Consider the following 13,314-nt stretch of genomic DNA (forward strand, 5'->3'; position numbering starts at 1 on the left):
TGGCCGGCCACGTCGCGCGCGCCCACGAACCGCGCGACGACCACGCCGCCGCCCGCCGTGAGGCCGATGACGAACGCGTTCACGATATAGGCGGCGTTCGTCGCGTTGCTGATGGACACGAGCCCCACCGGCCCCACCACCTGGCCGACCACCACCATGTCCACAGCCTGGTACACGTACTGCAGCAGGTTCACCGCCATGAGCGGCAACGCGAACGCCAGCAACCGCCTGAACAGCGGCCCTTCGGTAAAGGAAAGAGAAGCATCTGACACGATAGGTTCACCTCTGAGAATTCGGAATGCGGAAACGTAACGAAGCGCCCGAGGGCGCAAAAAAACGCCGCAGATGAATCATCACCTGCGGCGCTGAACGAGTCCGTCATGCCGGCATCAAAGGAAACGCGCGCCCGGGTTTCGCGCGGCGCGTCTATCGATGCCGATGAATATGCCCCTCGGCTCCGTGCGATGCTTCATCGGCGATCATGCGCGGAGCCGCTACTCTGCAAAGCTTCATGTGTGCCTTCTCGTTGAGGCGGATACAGCGTCGCCCAGCATACTGCGCGATGCCGAAGCGGTCAACCCGCCAGAACCTCCGAAGTTTCGGGCGACGGCTTCCCCACCTCGTCCAGCACGTCCTTTCCCCAGGCGCACATGGCGTTGAGGACGGGGACGAAGCTGACGCCGCGCTGGGTGAGCGAGTACTCGGTTTTGGGCGGCACCTGGTGGTACAGCTCGCGATGCACCATGCCGTCGGCCTCCAGCTCGCGCAGCTGCTGGGTGAGCATCTTGGGCGTGGCCTGCGACATGCGGCGTTGCAGCTCGCCGAAACGCAGCACGCCGGCCTTGCTCAGGTGCCACAGGATGAGCACCTTGTGCTTGCCGCCCACGATGTCGATGGTTGCCTCGACCGGGCAATGGTACGCGTCGGGACAGGTTTTCATGCGCAGCCTCTTCCGTCCAATACTTTCTTTTCGGGTAGTATATTCCAAAAAAGTATCTACTTGCCCCGCAGAAACCGAAGAGTAGTATGGAGGAAGAACGAACCGTCGCTCGCCTCAGAGATAGGAGCACCCATGTCGTTTCTCGATCTCGCCAAAAAGCGCTGCTCGACCCGCGCCTACCAGCCCGTCCCCGTCAGCCAGGAGCACATCGACGCCATCGTCGAAGCGGCCCGCGTCGCGCCGACCGCCGCGAACCGCCAACCTGTGCGCATCCTCCAGGTGACCAGCGAGGAAGGGCTCGCCAGCCTGGCGAAAGCCGCGAACGTGTTCGACGCGCCGCTCGCATTCGTCGTGTGCGCCGACGGCGAGAAGGCGTGGAAGCGTCCGCTCGACGGCATGAGCACCGTCCATGTGGACGCGTCCATCCTCACCGACCACATGATGCTGGCCGCCACCGACTTGGGCCTGGGAAGCGTCTGGATCTGCCGCTTCGACCCTACGGTCATCCGAGAGGAATTCGGGCTGCCGGAAACTTTGGTCCCGGTGAACATCCTGGCCGTCGGGCATCCCGCCGGCGAGCTGAAGAGCCCCGACCGCCACGCCACCGAGCGCATCCCGACAAGCGAGCTGGTAATCCACGCGTAACGAAGCGCCTTTCGAAGAGCGCAGGCCTTCTGCAGCACGGATTTTACGTCCCACCCAAAAGGATGCCATTGCAGAGCGAACCCATTTGTGCAGACACCGTCTGCACAAATTCAAAACCGTCCTACCGCGCGCCCTCCAGCAGGGCGTGAAGCTCGCGCTGGACGCTGCGGTCGACGTTCGTGCCGATCACCTTCGTGGCGATCTGCTTGATGGCCGACCGAGCGTTGCCCATGGCGACGCTCGTTCCCGCCATGCGCAGGATTTCGTAGTCGTTCATAGAGTCGCCGAACGCCATCATCTCGCTCGCCTGGATGCCGTGCGCGTCCAGCACCTGCTGGATGCCCGTCGCCTTGCTCACGCCGCGCTGCATGACGTCGATCCATTTACGGCCCGACGGCGCGAACACGAAGTCGTCGTCCAGCTCGCGCGTGAGGATGTAGGCCATGTCCATGACGGCATCGTCGCAATACACGGATGCTTTCAGGATGCTCGTCTGCGGCGAGGGCACGTCGAACACGCGCACGGGGTTCGGCAGGTTCTTGTCCACCTCTCGCTCGAAGCGCGCTTCGTCGTCCAACAAGTAGCTGCGCGTCTCGTCGAACAGCGCAAGGTGCATGGTGTCGAACATATCAACGACACGGGCCAACCGCTTCACGGCCGCATGCGAGAACACCTCCAAGTCGACCAGCTCGCCGGCGACCATCACCTGCGCGCCGTTCGACGCGACGAAGTCCATGCAGTCGACCACCGGTTCGAACAGCTCGTGCAGCGTGTCGAAGCGCCGACCCGACGATGCTACGAACTGGATCCCCGCATCGCGCAAACGCATAACGAGGTCGTACGAGCCTTCCGGCACGCACTCGTTTCCGTCGAGGAACGTGCCGTCCATATCGCTGGCGATAAGCTTGATCATCAGAAAGCCCTCCTTGAAATAACCGCGTGTTCCGATCATTGTACGACGCTCGCGTCAACCTGCGTGACCCTACACGACTACTTTGCACGAACTTGATACCTGTTTTACAAAACCCCAGTTCAAAATGCTTCGCACCCTGAGCGTGCGGAGAAAATCCCAAAACGCAACACCAGATTGGTAGAGCGGGCGGCTCTGCAACCGCATGATGGTAAACGCAGAAGCGCGGCCGCTCAGCTCCGCGCTTCGGGTATCATGCAATCGACCACGAAGAAGGGACCGCCATGAGTTTCGCCGACAACCTCGTGTACCTGCGCCAGCATTACGGCATCACGCAGGAAGGGCTTGCCGAGCAGTTAAGCGTGTCGCGCCAGACCGTCAGCAAATGGAAAGCCGGCACGAACTACCCTGAAATGGACAAGCTGCTGCAATTATGCGACCTGTTTCATACCAGCCTCGACGACCTCATGCGCGGCAGCGTGCATGTCGTCAAAGAAAACGACACCGAGCGCTACGACGAGCACATGAACCGCTTCGACCTGTCCATCGCGGCCGGCGTCGCCTGCATCCTGGTCGGCGTGGGTCTGAACGCGCTGCTTGAAGCCTTCGGCTGGCCGGATAACCTGCAGACCGTCGCCCTGCTTTCCTGCATCGTCATCGGCGTGGTAATCCTGGTCGTCGGCAGTCTCAACCACAGCGAATTCAAGCGTCGCAACCCTTCCATCGAGCCGCGGTACTCCTCCGACACGCTCGATCGGTTCGGGCAACGCTACCCGACGCTCATCGCCGTCGGCGTGGGTCTCATCCTCATCGACGTCATCATGCTAATCGGCCTCGTACCCGACAACAGTAGCTCCATGATCAACGGCGCATACGTGGAGGAGCTCGTCATGTTCCCCTTCATGCTCATCCTCGCCATCGCCATTGGCATTCTCATCTGGGCCTGCATGCAAAAGTCGAAGTACGACCTCTCCGAGCTCACCTACATCGCGCATCGCCGCAACCTGGGTGCCGACATGCCCTCTACCGCCGTCGTCAAGTCACCCGAGCAGATTCGCGCCGAACGCGTGATGGGCGTCATCTGCGGCTGCATCATGCTGCTGGCCACCATCGTGTTCCTGGTGTGGGGCTTCGTGCCGCTGTTCGACCAGATCGGCGGCTGGGACGGCATCGACAAGTTCGCGCTCAAAGACGCCATCCGCCGCGGCGCGGGCGGTTTCGCCATCAGCTGGATCGCCTTCGTGGTGGGCGGCATCCTGTGCGGCATCGTGTGGATGATCGGCAGCGTGGTGTCGAAGACCCAGGAAGACTGGATCGCCGAAGCGCGCCAGGAGGACGCCTGGGTGAAGTACGCGCAGCAAGATGATCCCTGGTCCCGGGGACCCGAAGACCCCGCGTCGTCCCAAACGCCGACCCCGTCGTCCGCCCCGCGCGAAGCCAACGACCCCGCGGGACGCACGTGGAAATAGCGCAGGACCGGCAATCGAAGCCTACTCCCCCAGCTTCTCGGCGGCTTCCATCCATTCTTCCTCAAGGGCATCGATCTGCTGTTGGAGATCGGAAATCTGGGCTTGGAAGTCGCCGAGCGCGGTGAAGTCGGTGGGGTCGGCGGCGGCCATGCTCGCGCGCACGTCCTCGATCTTGCCGTTGAGCGTTTCCACCTTGCGCTCGTTGGATTGCATGAGCTTGCGCAGGGTACGCTGCTCGCCGCCGGAGAGGCGGGAGCTTTCGGGCGATGCTTCGGTCCCAGATAAGCCCGAATCGGCGGCGTGCGCAGGGCGTTGACGTGCGGGACTGCCGGCCGCCATGGAAGAGGGGGAAGCGTCGGACAACCTCAAATACTCGTCCACCCCACCCGGCAGATGACGGATCTTCCCGTTCACCAGGGCGAACTGGTGGTCGGTGACGCGCTCCATGAGGTAGCGGTCGTGCGTGACCAGAAGCAGCGTGCCCGGCCAGGCGTCCAACAGGTCCTCCACCACGGCCAGCATGTCGGTGTCCAGGTCGTTGCCGGGCTCGTCGAGGATCAGCACGTTCGGCTCGTCCAGCAGGATCAACATGAGGGCCAGACGGCGCTTCTGCCCGCCGGACAAGTCCTTCACCGGCTCGTTGAGGTCGGCGCGCTTGAAGCCCAGCTTCTCCAGCAGCTGGGCGGGCGTCATCTCCTTGCCGTCCAGCATCGTGCGACGGCTGTAGCGGCCGATGACCTGGCGCACACGGTCGTCGCCCAGTTCGGACAGATCGTCCAGATGCTGCGACAGCACGGCGAAACGCACGGTCTTGCCGATCTTCACCTCGCCGGCGTTCGGGCGCTGCAGACCCTGGATCACGCGCAGCAGCGTGGTCTTGCCCGTGCCGTTCTCGCCGACGATGCCGTAGCGGTCGCCCGGGCCGATGATCCAGTCCACGTCGTCGAGGATCGTCTTGTCGTCGAAGCGCACGCTCACGTGCTCGAGGTCGACCACCTGCTTGCCCAGGCGCGCCATGGCCATGCGCTTGAGCTCCAGCTCGTCGCGCAAAGGCGGCACGTCGGCGATGAGTTCCTGGGCGGCGGCCACGTGGAACTTCGGCTTCGTCGCACGCGCCCGTGCGCCGCGCGAGAGCCACGCCAGCTCGCGGCGCAGCTCGTTCTGGCGTTTCTGCTCGGCTAGCGCGGCCACGCGATCGCGCTCCACGCGCTGCATGATGTAGGCCGAGAATCCGCCCTCGAACGGCTCCACCCGTTTATCGTGCACCTCCCACATACGCAGGCACACCTCGTCGAGGAACCAACGGTCGTGCGTGACCACCAACAGCGCGCCCGCGCCCTTTTTCCAGCGGGTTTTCAGATGGTCCGCCAGCCACGTGATAGCGCGCACATCCAGATGGTTCGTGGGCTCGTCCAGCGCCAGCACGTCCCAGTCGCCGATGAGCAGCCGCACGAGGTCCACTCGACGGCGCTGCCCGCCCGACAGCGTTCCCACCTGCGCGTCCCAAGGGATATCGCCGGCCAACCCGGCAATGATGTCGCGGATGCGCGCGTCGCCGGCCCACTCGTATTCAGGCAGATCGCCCACCACGGCTTGCCCCACCGTGGCAGCGGGATCGAGCGAGTCGGCCTGTCCCAGCACGCCCACGCGCACGGCGCCGTTGCGCAGCACGCGGCCTTCGTCTGGCTCCAGCGTGCCTGCCAACAGGTTCAGCAGCGTCGACTTGCCGTCGCCGTTGCGCCCGACGATGCCCACCCGGTCGCCCTCGTCAACGCCCAGCGACACCTCGGAGAACACCTCTTTCGTGGGGAAATCGACCCGCACCTTTTCGCATCCAAGCAGAAACGCCATCGCCCGCCATCCTTCTTCACGTAGTTCGGAAGGCCGATTATAGCGCATGGCGGGAAAGCGAGCCGCCGATCCACGAGAAGGCCGCCCTCATCTTGCGCCTCATGCCCATACGAAGCCTCGTCTCGAATCCCGACCCCAAGCAGGAAGACCGGCTCGCAACGCCCCGCCAGCTAGCGATTGCGTTACAATGGGGTCAAGCCCTGATCATCATGCAAAAGGAGGCGCCGCGTGGAACTCCTTGAATTCTCGCTGCTCATGCTGGCCGCCGTGCTGCTCTCATCCGTCATCGACCAGCTGGTTCCCAAAGTGTCATCGCCCCTCATCCAGATAGGGCTGGGCCTGCTCATCGCGCTGGTCATGGGCACGCAGATCAGCATCGCCTTCGATCCCAACCTGTTCCTAGTGCTGTTCATAGCCCCGCTTCTGTACGACGAGGCCAAAAACCTCGACAAGAAGGCGCTGTGGGAGAACAAACGCCCGGTGCTGTCGCTGGCCGTCGGGCTGGTCATCGCCTCGGCCCTGATCATCGGGTTCGCCGTCAACTGGCTGGTTCCATCCATCCCCTTGGCCGCGGCGTTCGCCTTGGGCGCCGCGCTCGGACCCACCGACGCGGTGTCGGTCGCCTCGCTGTCGAAGCAGGTGAAGATCCCCGCACGTTCGCGCAATATCTTGGAAAGCGAATCCATCATCAACGACGCCTCGGGCATCGTGTCGTTCCAATTCGCCATAGCCGCAGCCGTCACCGGTACATTCTCGCTGGTCGGCGCCACGGCGAACTTCTTCTTCGCATTCCTCGGCGGCGTACTCGTGGGCGTAGCGTTGGGGCTCACGGGCAACTTCATCGTGCGCCGCGTGCGCTCGTGGGGCCTCGAGAACACCACGTTCCATGTGCTGTTCGAGGTGTTCGTGCCGTTCATCGTGTACCTGGTGGCCAACGCGCTGGGCACCAGCGGTATCATCGCGGTCGTCGCCGCCGGCATTTTGAACGTCGTATCGCCGCGCGCCATCGGCCCGTCCGTCTCGCGCATGAATATCGTGTCCGCCAGCGTGTGGCGCGTGCTGACGTTCGCCCTCAACGGCATCGTATTCGTGCTTCTGGGTACTCAGCTGCCGCGCGCCATGCAGCGTACCTGGGAAAACGTCACCATCGACAACGACGCTCTCATCGGCTACATCCTGGGCATCACCGTGCTCATGCTGGCCGCCCGCTTCCTTTGGGTGCTTATCATGGAGCGCGTCCATCGCCAGCGCAGAGGCCGGATGACGTTGGATGAGCTTCGCTCGACGGCCATCATGACCTTGGCCGGCCCGAAGGGAACCATCACGCTTGCCGTGGCGTTCACTATTCCGTTCTCCATCCCGCAGCGCGAGCTGCTGCTGTTCCTAGCATGCGGCGTCATCGTGGTCACCATGCTGTTGGCCACGTTCGCCGTGCCGCTGATCGCGCCGAAGAAAGATACCGACGACGAGGATTGCTTCGACGAGGAGCAAGCCAATATCGAGATACTCCGATCGGTCATCGAAGAGCTGGCGGCACGTCAAACCGGCGAGAACCGCGCGGCCACGCAAGCGGTCGTCCACGGCTACAACGAGCGCATAGCCCGCCTGAAGAACAGAAGCGAACTGCCCGACGAGTCCATGACGCCCTTGCGCCTGAAAGCGAACCGGTGGGAACGCGATTTCACGCTCGATCTCCTTGAACGCGAGGAAGTGGATCAGCTGATAGGGTACCGGCACATCAAGCGCCTCTCGCGCACGGAAAATCTGCTGCGCCATCATGCCGACCGTGTGTCGCTGCAAATCGCCTACCTGCGCGTGCGCACGCTCGCTCACGCAGGATGGCATCGTATCGTGGAGGCGCTGCCCGGCGACGATCTCTCCGAGCGCGTGCAGGCCGAGCGCGACCTGCGCCTCCGCAGCAACGAGCACGTCATCGAAAAGTTGCAGGCGGAGCTCGCCTCTCCCACTTCGGAAGAGCCTACCGAGAACCTGAGCAAGCTGCTACTGGAATACCAAAGCCTCGTGCAAACCATTCACAGCGCCGCAAGCCCGTCCATCACCGTGCTGACCAGCACTGCGAACAAAGCCGTGGACATCCAGCGCCAAGGACTGCGGCTTGAGCTGGAAGCTATTCAGGCGCGCTACGAGGAGGGGGCGCTGCCCCGCTTCTCGTACAAACGGCTGCGCGAGAACGTGATGCTCATGCAAATCGATCTGGAGGACAACGTGTAGAACAAGACAAAAGGACGGAGTCAATGTCTCATTTTCAGGGGGACTTCGCCTCGGCTGCCCAGCTTGCGCATGCAACCCGCGCACGTAGCACGCGCCTCGCCTAGAACAGCAGCATCACCGCGACCACGAAAGCAGCCGTCACCACGAAACCGCCTGCGACGATGGCCCACACAGCAGGGCGCGCCCAGTTCAGCGTCCAACCGACGCCGAAACGCTCGGGCAGGAACAGGCTGGCATCGTCGGGGTTGCAGTAGAACACGCCGAACTTCCAATAACGGTCGTCGTCCACATGCAGCCGATCGGATGTCTGCATGTTCTTGAACACGCGTGAACCCGCCTGGCCGTACACGAGGCTGATCGCCATGGCGCCGACGCACAGCACGATAGCCGCGATCATGATGAAGACGGCTGCCTGACCCAGGTCGATCACGTTCATGAACGACAGCGGCATGGCGATCATGGCCACCGCTATCACCACGCCTCCCGCCACCAGATAGATGCTCTGCGCGCGGGCGAACAGGCCGTAGGCCAGCGCCGACGTGGCCGGCGCGCCGGGTTCGGCCCACTTCTTCGAACGAGCGATGGTCCAGTGGGAGAACACGAAACACGCGGCCATGAACCCCTGGATGAGTACCGGCATCCACAGGATGAGCGGGGTTTTCTCAGTCCAATCGTTCACGGTGCCGTCGAAGCCCATATGCATGGGAATCATGTCGGGCATATGCACGTAACCCACCGCGCCCACGGCGAAGGTGATGGCCATGATGGGCAGGTACAACAGGTTCCATTTGAGAGAGATGGCTCGCGGCACGGGCTGCTCGCCCACCACCGCGACGGACTCTTGCGCGTCAGCCGTCCAACCGCGCTTGGCTTTGTATGCGGACATCTTGGCGCGGAACGCCAGCATGAGCGCGTAGCCGCCTGCGGTCACCGCCAGCGACCCGACGATCAGCGCGCCCAGCACGCCGCCTGCGTTGCCCATGGCGGCGCTCGCGAAGCCGACGACCGTGAACACCGCCGTAGCCGACCCGACGATGGCGGCGTAGCGGCGCTTGAGTCCTACGACGTACGGATCGTGCTGCTCGGAGGTGGGAACGGTGACCGTGAACACCTCGCCGCGGCGCATGAGGTACGGGGTGATGGCCATGAACGCGCCGATGACCGGCATGAGCAATGCCGTAACGGCCATCATGACGGTCGGGTCGAACCCTTCCACTACAGCGCACCCCCTTTGAACGCCGGTTCGCACGAGGCGGCGCGCTCGATGTTCTCGCCCTGCGCGTCGCGGCTCGCTTGCGCAGTTCGGGCATCGGATCGTTCGCCCGCCCCGTAGGCGCGCGCGGCCTGGCGCTGCGCGCACTCCAGGAACTCGCCCCACGTGCCGCCGCGCGCCCGGTGCGCCAACGCCAGCTCGAACAGGCCGTCCTCCATCTTCGCCAGCTCGATTTGGGCGCGGTCGGCCCGATCGTCCTCGCACGGGTCGGCGATGTAGGCGCCCGATCGGCCGCGCATCAGCACGTAGCCCTCGTCGCGCAGCACGGCGTACGCCTTGTTCACCGTGTGCAGGTTGATGCCCAAGTCGCTAGCCAGCGCGCGAACGGATGGCAACGCCGTGCCGGGCACCAGCTCGCCCGTGGCGATGGCCGCGATGATCTGGCTGCGTATCTGCAGGTACAGCGGTTCTTCCGACTTCTGATCGATGCGAATAACCATACGCACGCCTTCTCCCTTTCGTTTCCTCGTCGTATTGTAGCGCTCGCAACCGAGAGGCGGCGATCGCGCAGGCGATTATCGTCTCGCGCATTCGTCCTCCGCGCCGCATTGAGCGGCTACGCCCTCAGTCCCCGCTTCACCGCGCCGCGGTACGCCGCGACGGAGACCGCGGCCGCCAGAAGCGCCAGCACGAGCGACGCGCCCACGCCTAGCAACGTCGTGACGCCCATGCCGAGGACGCAGAACACCATGCCGATCATGATCACGGCGAATACCGGAACGCCGCGCTTCACCGGCTCGTACACGCTGGTCCAGTCGTACTTCGGGCTGCGCGCGTCAAGCGCCAGCCCCAGACATGCCGCCAGCATGCAGGCCGCAAGCGGCATCGCGAACAGCGCTGCGACGGACAGGGCGTCGAGCGGCAGCGACGCCGCCATGAGCACGGCCGACACCGCGAGGCACGGCACGGCGATGGCCAAGTTGACGGCCACCTTCGCTCCCAGCACCGTCGCCGGCGGCACGGGGGCCGTCAGCATGAGCCAGCGCGCCGAGCCCTCGAGCGAAACCGAGGCGGCCGTCGTGGACGAGATAGCGCAGAAGAACGCGAGCGCCCACGGAAGCAGCGCGCCGACGAACGGCGCGTACGCGGGCGGCAGCAAATCGAGCGACAGCATCCCCGTGGCAGAGCCCACCGCCACCGCGACGGCTGCAACCAGCACCAGCACGTAGCCTATGCACGCGTTCATGAAGTAGATGGGCGTGGCGGCCAACAGCCGCAGCTCCTTCACCATGAGCGCGCGGAAGGGCGTGGACGACTTCGAGCGTGCAGCGTCCTTGCCGTCGAACGAGAACGTCCCGCGCGGTCTGGATGACATGAGCAGCGAGTTCACCGGCACGAATAGGAGCACGACCAGCGCAAACACTGCCGCCGCAGCCGCGATGTTGACCGCAGCGAAGGCGGCGAACTGCACGAGGTCGCCCTGCACGATGCCTGCAGTCGCCCATGCGGCCGGCGGGAAGATGGCCGCGAGCTGCCCCGTCAGCTGGGCGCCGAGCGCACTCAACGCCGCCAGGTCGTCGGATTGGCCGGACAGCGCGAACGAGCCGAACACCGCCGCCAGCGTGGCGGCCAGCGTCAGCACGATGACCGCGACGTTCGCGTGCTTGAAGCGCGAGGACACCGCAGCGATCAGCACCGCCAGCACGACGGCCGCGGCCAGGGGCAGAAGCGGCGCCAGCACGATGGACAGCGCCATGCACGCGACCCCGACCGCCGACACCCCAGCAGCCGACGCGTACACGGCGAAAGCCGGCACCATCACCAGCACGCCGAACAGCAGGCTCATGGCGTACAGCGACGCGATGCGCGACAGCACCACCGATGACGTGGGCACCGGAAGCGACATCACCAGGTCGTAGTCCTTGAAGCCGAACAGCACACCGTTCGTTTTGAGGAACGCCGCAACCGCGCCGGCGATCGCGCCCACCAGCACCGCGACCAGGGGAACGGCTTCGGCCAAGCCGATTTGGACGAGCCCCTGCGCCACGCCCGCCGAGTACGCCGAAGCGAACAGCACCACGGCCGCCACGACCAGCGCCGCAAGCGCCAGCGTGCGCTTCGCCTTCGCGGGGTCGGCGTGCAGCGTCTTGTTGATGCCGAACAGCCCTAGCAGCTGTATCTTCAGCAGCAGAATGAACGGTTTCATGGCAAACCCCCTACGCGTTCCGGTCGATCATGTCGAGGAACACGTCCTCCAGGCTCTCGTCGCCCACCACGTCGGCCGTCGGGCCGCATGCGCGCAGCGTGCCCTGCTTGATGATGGCCACCTTGTTGCACAGCTTCTCCACCACTTCCAGCACGTGGCTGGAGAAGAACACGGCCGAGCCGCCATCGGCCAGCTCGCGCAGCATCTCCTTCACGTGGAAGGACGCCTCGGGGTCGAGACCGACGAACGGCTCGTCCAGCACCAGCAGTGTCGGTTGGTGCACGAGCGCGCCGATGAGCACCAGCTTCTGGCGCATGCCGTGCGAGTACGAGGAGATGAGGTCGCCCAGCGCCGAGGTGAGGCTCAGCCGGTCCGCGTACGCCCGGATGCGGCGTTCACGCACGTCGGCGGGCACCTCGAAGATGTCCGAAAGGTAGTTGAGATACTGAATGCCCGTGAGGAACTCGTAGATGTCGGGGTTGTCGGGCACGTAGGCGGTCATGCGCTTGCAGGCCAGCGCGTCGGTTTTCACCGACTGACCTGCGATGCGGATGTCGCCCTCGTCGAAGCCCGTCACGCCCACGATAGCGCGGATGAGCGTGGTTTTGCCGGCGCCGTTGTGGCCGACGAATCCGAAAATGTCGCCCGGCATGACGTCGAGCGTCACATCGTCCACCGCCCGTTTCGCGCCGAACGCCTTCACCACATGGTTGACCGAAAGCACCGGAGCGGCCTTCTTCTGTTCTGCCGTCATGCGCGTTTCCTTCCCTATCCGCGATCCGTTCGCGGTTGTTGACCTTCCCGCGGTTGTTTGTTATATTTATGCTATAACAGATGGAACAAAGATGCAAGAGCCGTGCTGGGGATCGGATTCAGGAGAGACAAGGGGCGCTAGCATGAAGCGGATTTCTATTTTCTTGGCGATCACGTTCATATTGACCTGGGCGTACGAGTTCGGGGTGGTGTATCCGATATCGTCGGGAGCGCTCGTGGGCGTTCCTCCGGTCGCCGCGCAGTTCGCCACCGGCGCCGCCATGTTCTTCCCCGCCCTGGGCGTGCTCATCACGCGCCTCGTCACGCGCGAGGGATTCAAGAACAGCCTCATCAAGCCGCGCGGGTTCAAGAAATCCCTGCCGTGGTTCGTCGTCGCCTGGTTCGGTCCCGCCCTGCTGGCCGCCATCGGCGCGGCGGTGTACTTTCTGGCGTTCCCGCAGGATTTCGACCCCAGCATGTCGACCATCGTCGCCACGCAACAGCAGGCCGCAGCGGCGGCGGGCGCGGGCGACGTCTCCGCCGACCAAGTGCGCGCCATGCTGCTGGCCCAGCTGCCTTTCGCCGTGTTCCTGGGCCCCGCGCTCAACATCTTCACGACGTTCGGGGGTTATAGGCAAGAAAGTGTGTCCAGAGCCTAATCGTAATCCATGCGATAAGGGCCGCTTGCATGCAGGTCATTCCATTGCACAGCAGTGCCCCAGCGCCCCACCGCTTCATCTTTTTCGCTAGCTTCGGCAGCTGCTCGATAAAACTCAGCAATCAGGACGTCCGTCGGCATTTCCTTCAGGATCTCTTTCGGGCTTGCACGGGCTTCAAGGTCCATATAGCACCACCAGAACGCCGCCTTGACGCGCCTCGTCAGCCTCAATCCCCGATGCTCTCGCAGCATGTGGCGGATCTGGGCGTTCACGCCGCCTTCGATCCTGTTCGTAGTCGCCGGAACAGGTCCTCCCTCGAGCAAGCCTTCGTCGAGATAGGTGAATAGGGTACCGGCCCTACAAAGCTTCAGAAGCCCGCCGCGCGCAGTGCGCAGCCTCTCGTGCTTGTAGCGGATCCGCCCGTCAACCACCTCTT

General features: G+C 64.1%; 12 protein-coding genes and 1 pseudogene. 4 read left to right on the plus strand and 9 right to left on the minus strand.

Going from position 1 to position 13,314, the window contains the following annotated elements; genetic code table 11:
• Together HMPREF1023_RS12825 and HMPREF1023_RS12830 are read right to left on the minus strand one after the other, a co-directional pair.
• Positions 1-272 (minus strand): MATE family efflux transporter (locus tag HMPREF1023_RS12825; RefSeq protein WP_255346940.1); only part of this gene is annotated, 272 nt, incomplete at its 3' end.
• Between the two features lie 302 nt (positions 273-574).
• Complete coding sequence (locus HMPREF1023_RS12830; RefSeq protein WP_009306852.1) at positions 575-940, minus strand: helix-turn-helix domain-containing protein; 366 nt, start codon at positions 938-940, stop codon at positions 575-577.
• Between the two features lie 132 nt (positions 941-1,072).
• Between HMPREF1023_RS12830 and HMPREF1023_RS12835 the strand changes: the two genes are divergently transcribed.
• Positions 1,073-1,585 (plus strand): nitroreductase family protein, encoded by a 513-nt coding sequence (locus HMPREF1023_RS12835; protein WP_009306853.1) that lies wholly within the window; start codon positions 1,073-1,075, stop codon positions 1,583-1,585.
• 121 nt (positions 1,586-1,706) lie between these two features.
• Here HMPREF1023_RS12835 and HMPREF1023_RS12840 read toward each other — a convergent pair whose 3' ends face one another.
• Positions 1,707-2,498, minus strand: coding sequence for an HAD family hydrolase (locus HMPREF1023_RS12840; protein ID WP_009306854.1), 792 nt, complete (start codon positions 2,496-2,498; stop codon positions 1,707-1,709).
• Positions 2,499-2,779: 281 nt separating this feature from the next.
• On the opposite strand from HMPREF1023_RS12840, the gene HMPREF1023_RS12845 reads away from it, so the two are divergent.
• Positions 2,780-3,964, plus strand: a complete 1,185-nt coding sequence (locus HMPREF1023_RS12845; RefSeq protein ID WP_009306855.1) for a helix-turn-helix domain-containing protein — start codon at positions 2,780-2,782, stop codon at positions 3,962-3,964.
• 21 nt (positions 3,965-3,985) lie between these two features.
• Here HMPREF1023_RS12845 and HMPREF1023_RS12850 read toward each other — a convergent pair whose 3' ends face one another.
• Positions 3,986-5,815, minus strand: a complete 1,830-nt coding sequence (locus HMPREF1023_RS12850) for an ABC-F family ATP-binding cassette domain-containing protein (protein ID WP_009306856.1) — start codon at positions 5,813-5,815, stop codon at positions 3,986-3,988.
• Positions 5,816-6,043: 228 nt separating this feature from the next.
• Here HMPREF1023_RS12850 and HMPREF1023_RS12855 point away from each other — a divergent pair, with 228 nt between their 5' ends.
• Positions 6,044-8,047 carry a sodium:proton antiporter gene (locus HMPREF1023_RS12855; RefSeq protein WP_009306857.1) on the plus strand — a complete coding sequence of 668 codons (2,004 nt, stop codon included), beginning with the start codon at positions 6,044-6,046 and terminating at the stop codon, positions 8,045-8,047.
• A 100-nt stretch (positions 8,048-8,147) separates the two neighbouring features.
• Here the strand turns inward: HMPREF1023_RS12855 and HMPREF1023_RS12860 are convergent, their stop codons facing one another.
• From HMPREF1023_RS12860 to HMPREF1023_RS12875, 4 genes are all read right to left on the minus strand, one after another.
• On the minus strand, positions 8,148-9,263 hold the full coding sequence (locus HMPREF1023_RS12860) for a DUF1648 domain-containing protein (RefSeq protein WP_009306858.1): 1,116 nt from the start codon (positions 9,261-9,263) through the stop codon (positions 8,148-8,150).
• Positions 9,263-9,760 (minus strand): GntR family transcriptional regulator, encoded by a 498-nt coding sequence (locus tag HMPREF1023_RS12865; protein WP_009609402.1) that lies wholly within the window; start codon positions 9,758-9,760, stop codon positions 9,263-9,265. The genes HMPREF1023_RS12860 and HMPREF1023_RS12865 overlap by 1 nt, the downstream gene beginning before the upstream one ends.
• A 116-nt stretch (positions 9,761-9,876) precedes the next feature.
• The gene (locus HMPREF1023_RS12870) at positions 9,877-11,466 is read right to left on the minus strand and encodes a hypothetical protein (RefSeq protein WP_009306860.1); all 1,590 of its coding nucleotides are present in this window, start codon (positions 11,464-11,466) and stop codon (positions 9,877-9,879) included.
• A 10-nt stretch (positions 11,467-11,476) separates the two neighbouring features.
• Positions 11,477-12,220, minus strand: a complete 744-nt coding sequence (locus tag HMPREF1023_RS12875; protein WP_009306861.1) for an ABC transporter ATP-binding protein — start codon at positions 12,218-12,220, stop codon at positions 11,477-11,479.
• A gap of 142 nt (positions 12,221-12,362) precedes the next feature.
• On the opposite strand from HMPREF1023_RS12875, the gene HMPREF1023_RS12880 reads away from it, so the two are divergent.
• A complete protein-coding gene (locus tag HMPREF1023_RS12880; protein WP_009306862.1) occupies positions 12,363-12,878 on the plus strand; it encodes a hypothetical protein in 516 nt (171 codons plus the stop codon).
• Here HMPREF1023_RS12880 and HMPREF1023_RS12885 read toward each other — a convergent pair.
• A pseudogene (locus tag HMPREF1023_RS12885) lies at positions 12,875-13,314 on the minus strand (IS256 family transposase); the annotation flags it as partial. The gene HMPREF1023_RS12880 and the pseudogene HMPREF1023_RS12885 sit on opposite strands and share 4 nt — an antisense overlap.

The sequence above is a fragment of the Eggerthella sp. 1_3_56FAA genome, from assembly GCF_000185625.1.
Classification (GTDB): domain Bacteria; phylum Actinomycetota; class Coriobacteriia; order Coriobacteriales; family Eggerthellaceae; genus Eggerthella; species Eggerthella lenta.

Bases quoted from the DNA above. Each gene is read 5' to 3' on its own strand.
- HMPREF1023_RS12880 (WP_009306862.1), top strand. From the start codon at position 12,363: ATGAAGCGGATTTCTATTTTCTTGGCGATCACGTTCATATTGACCTGG.
- HMPREF1023_RS12835 (WP_009306853.1), top strand. From the start codon at position 1,073: ATGTCGTTTCTCGATCTCGCCAAAAAGCGCTGCTCGACCCGCGCCTAC.
- HMPREF1023_RS12840 (WP_009306854.1), bottom strand. From the start codon at position 2,498: ATGATCAAGCTTATCGCCAGCGATATGGACGGCACGTTCCTCGACGGA.
- HMPREF1023_RS12870 (WP_009306860.1), bottom strand. From the start codon at position 11,466: ATGAAACCGTTCATTCTGCTGCTGAAGATACAGCTGCTAGGGCTGTTC.
- HMPREF1023_RS12865 (WP_009609402.1), bottom strand. From the start codon at position 9,760: ATGGTTATTCGCATCGATCAGAAGTCGGAAGAACCGCTGTACCTGCAG.
- HMPREF1023_RS12850 (WP_009306856.1), bottom strand. From the start codon at position 5,815: ATGGCGTTTCTGCTTGGATGCGAAAAGGTGCGGGTCGATTTCCCCACG.
- HMPREF1023_RS12845 (WP_009306855.1), top strand. From the start codon at position 2,780: ATGAGTTTCGCCGACAACCTCGTGTACCTGCGCCAGCATTACGGCATC.
- HMPREF1023_RS12875 (WP_009306861.1), bottom strand. From the start codon at position 12,220: ATGACGGCAGAACAGAAGAAGGCCGCTCCGGTGCTTTCGGTCAACCAT.
- HMPREF1023_RS12830 (WP_009306852.1), bottom strand. From the start codon at position 940: ATGAAAACCTGTCCCGACGCGTACCATTGCCCGGTCGAGGCAACCATC.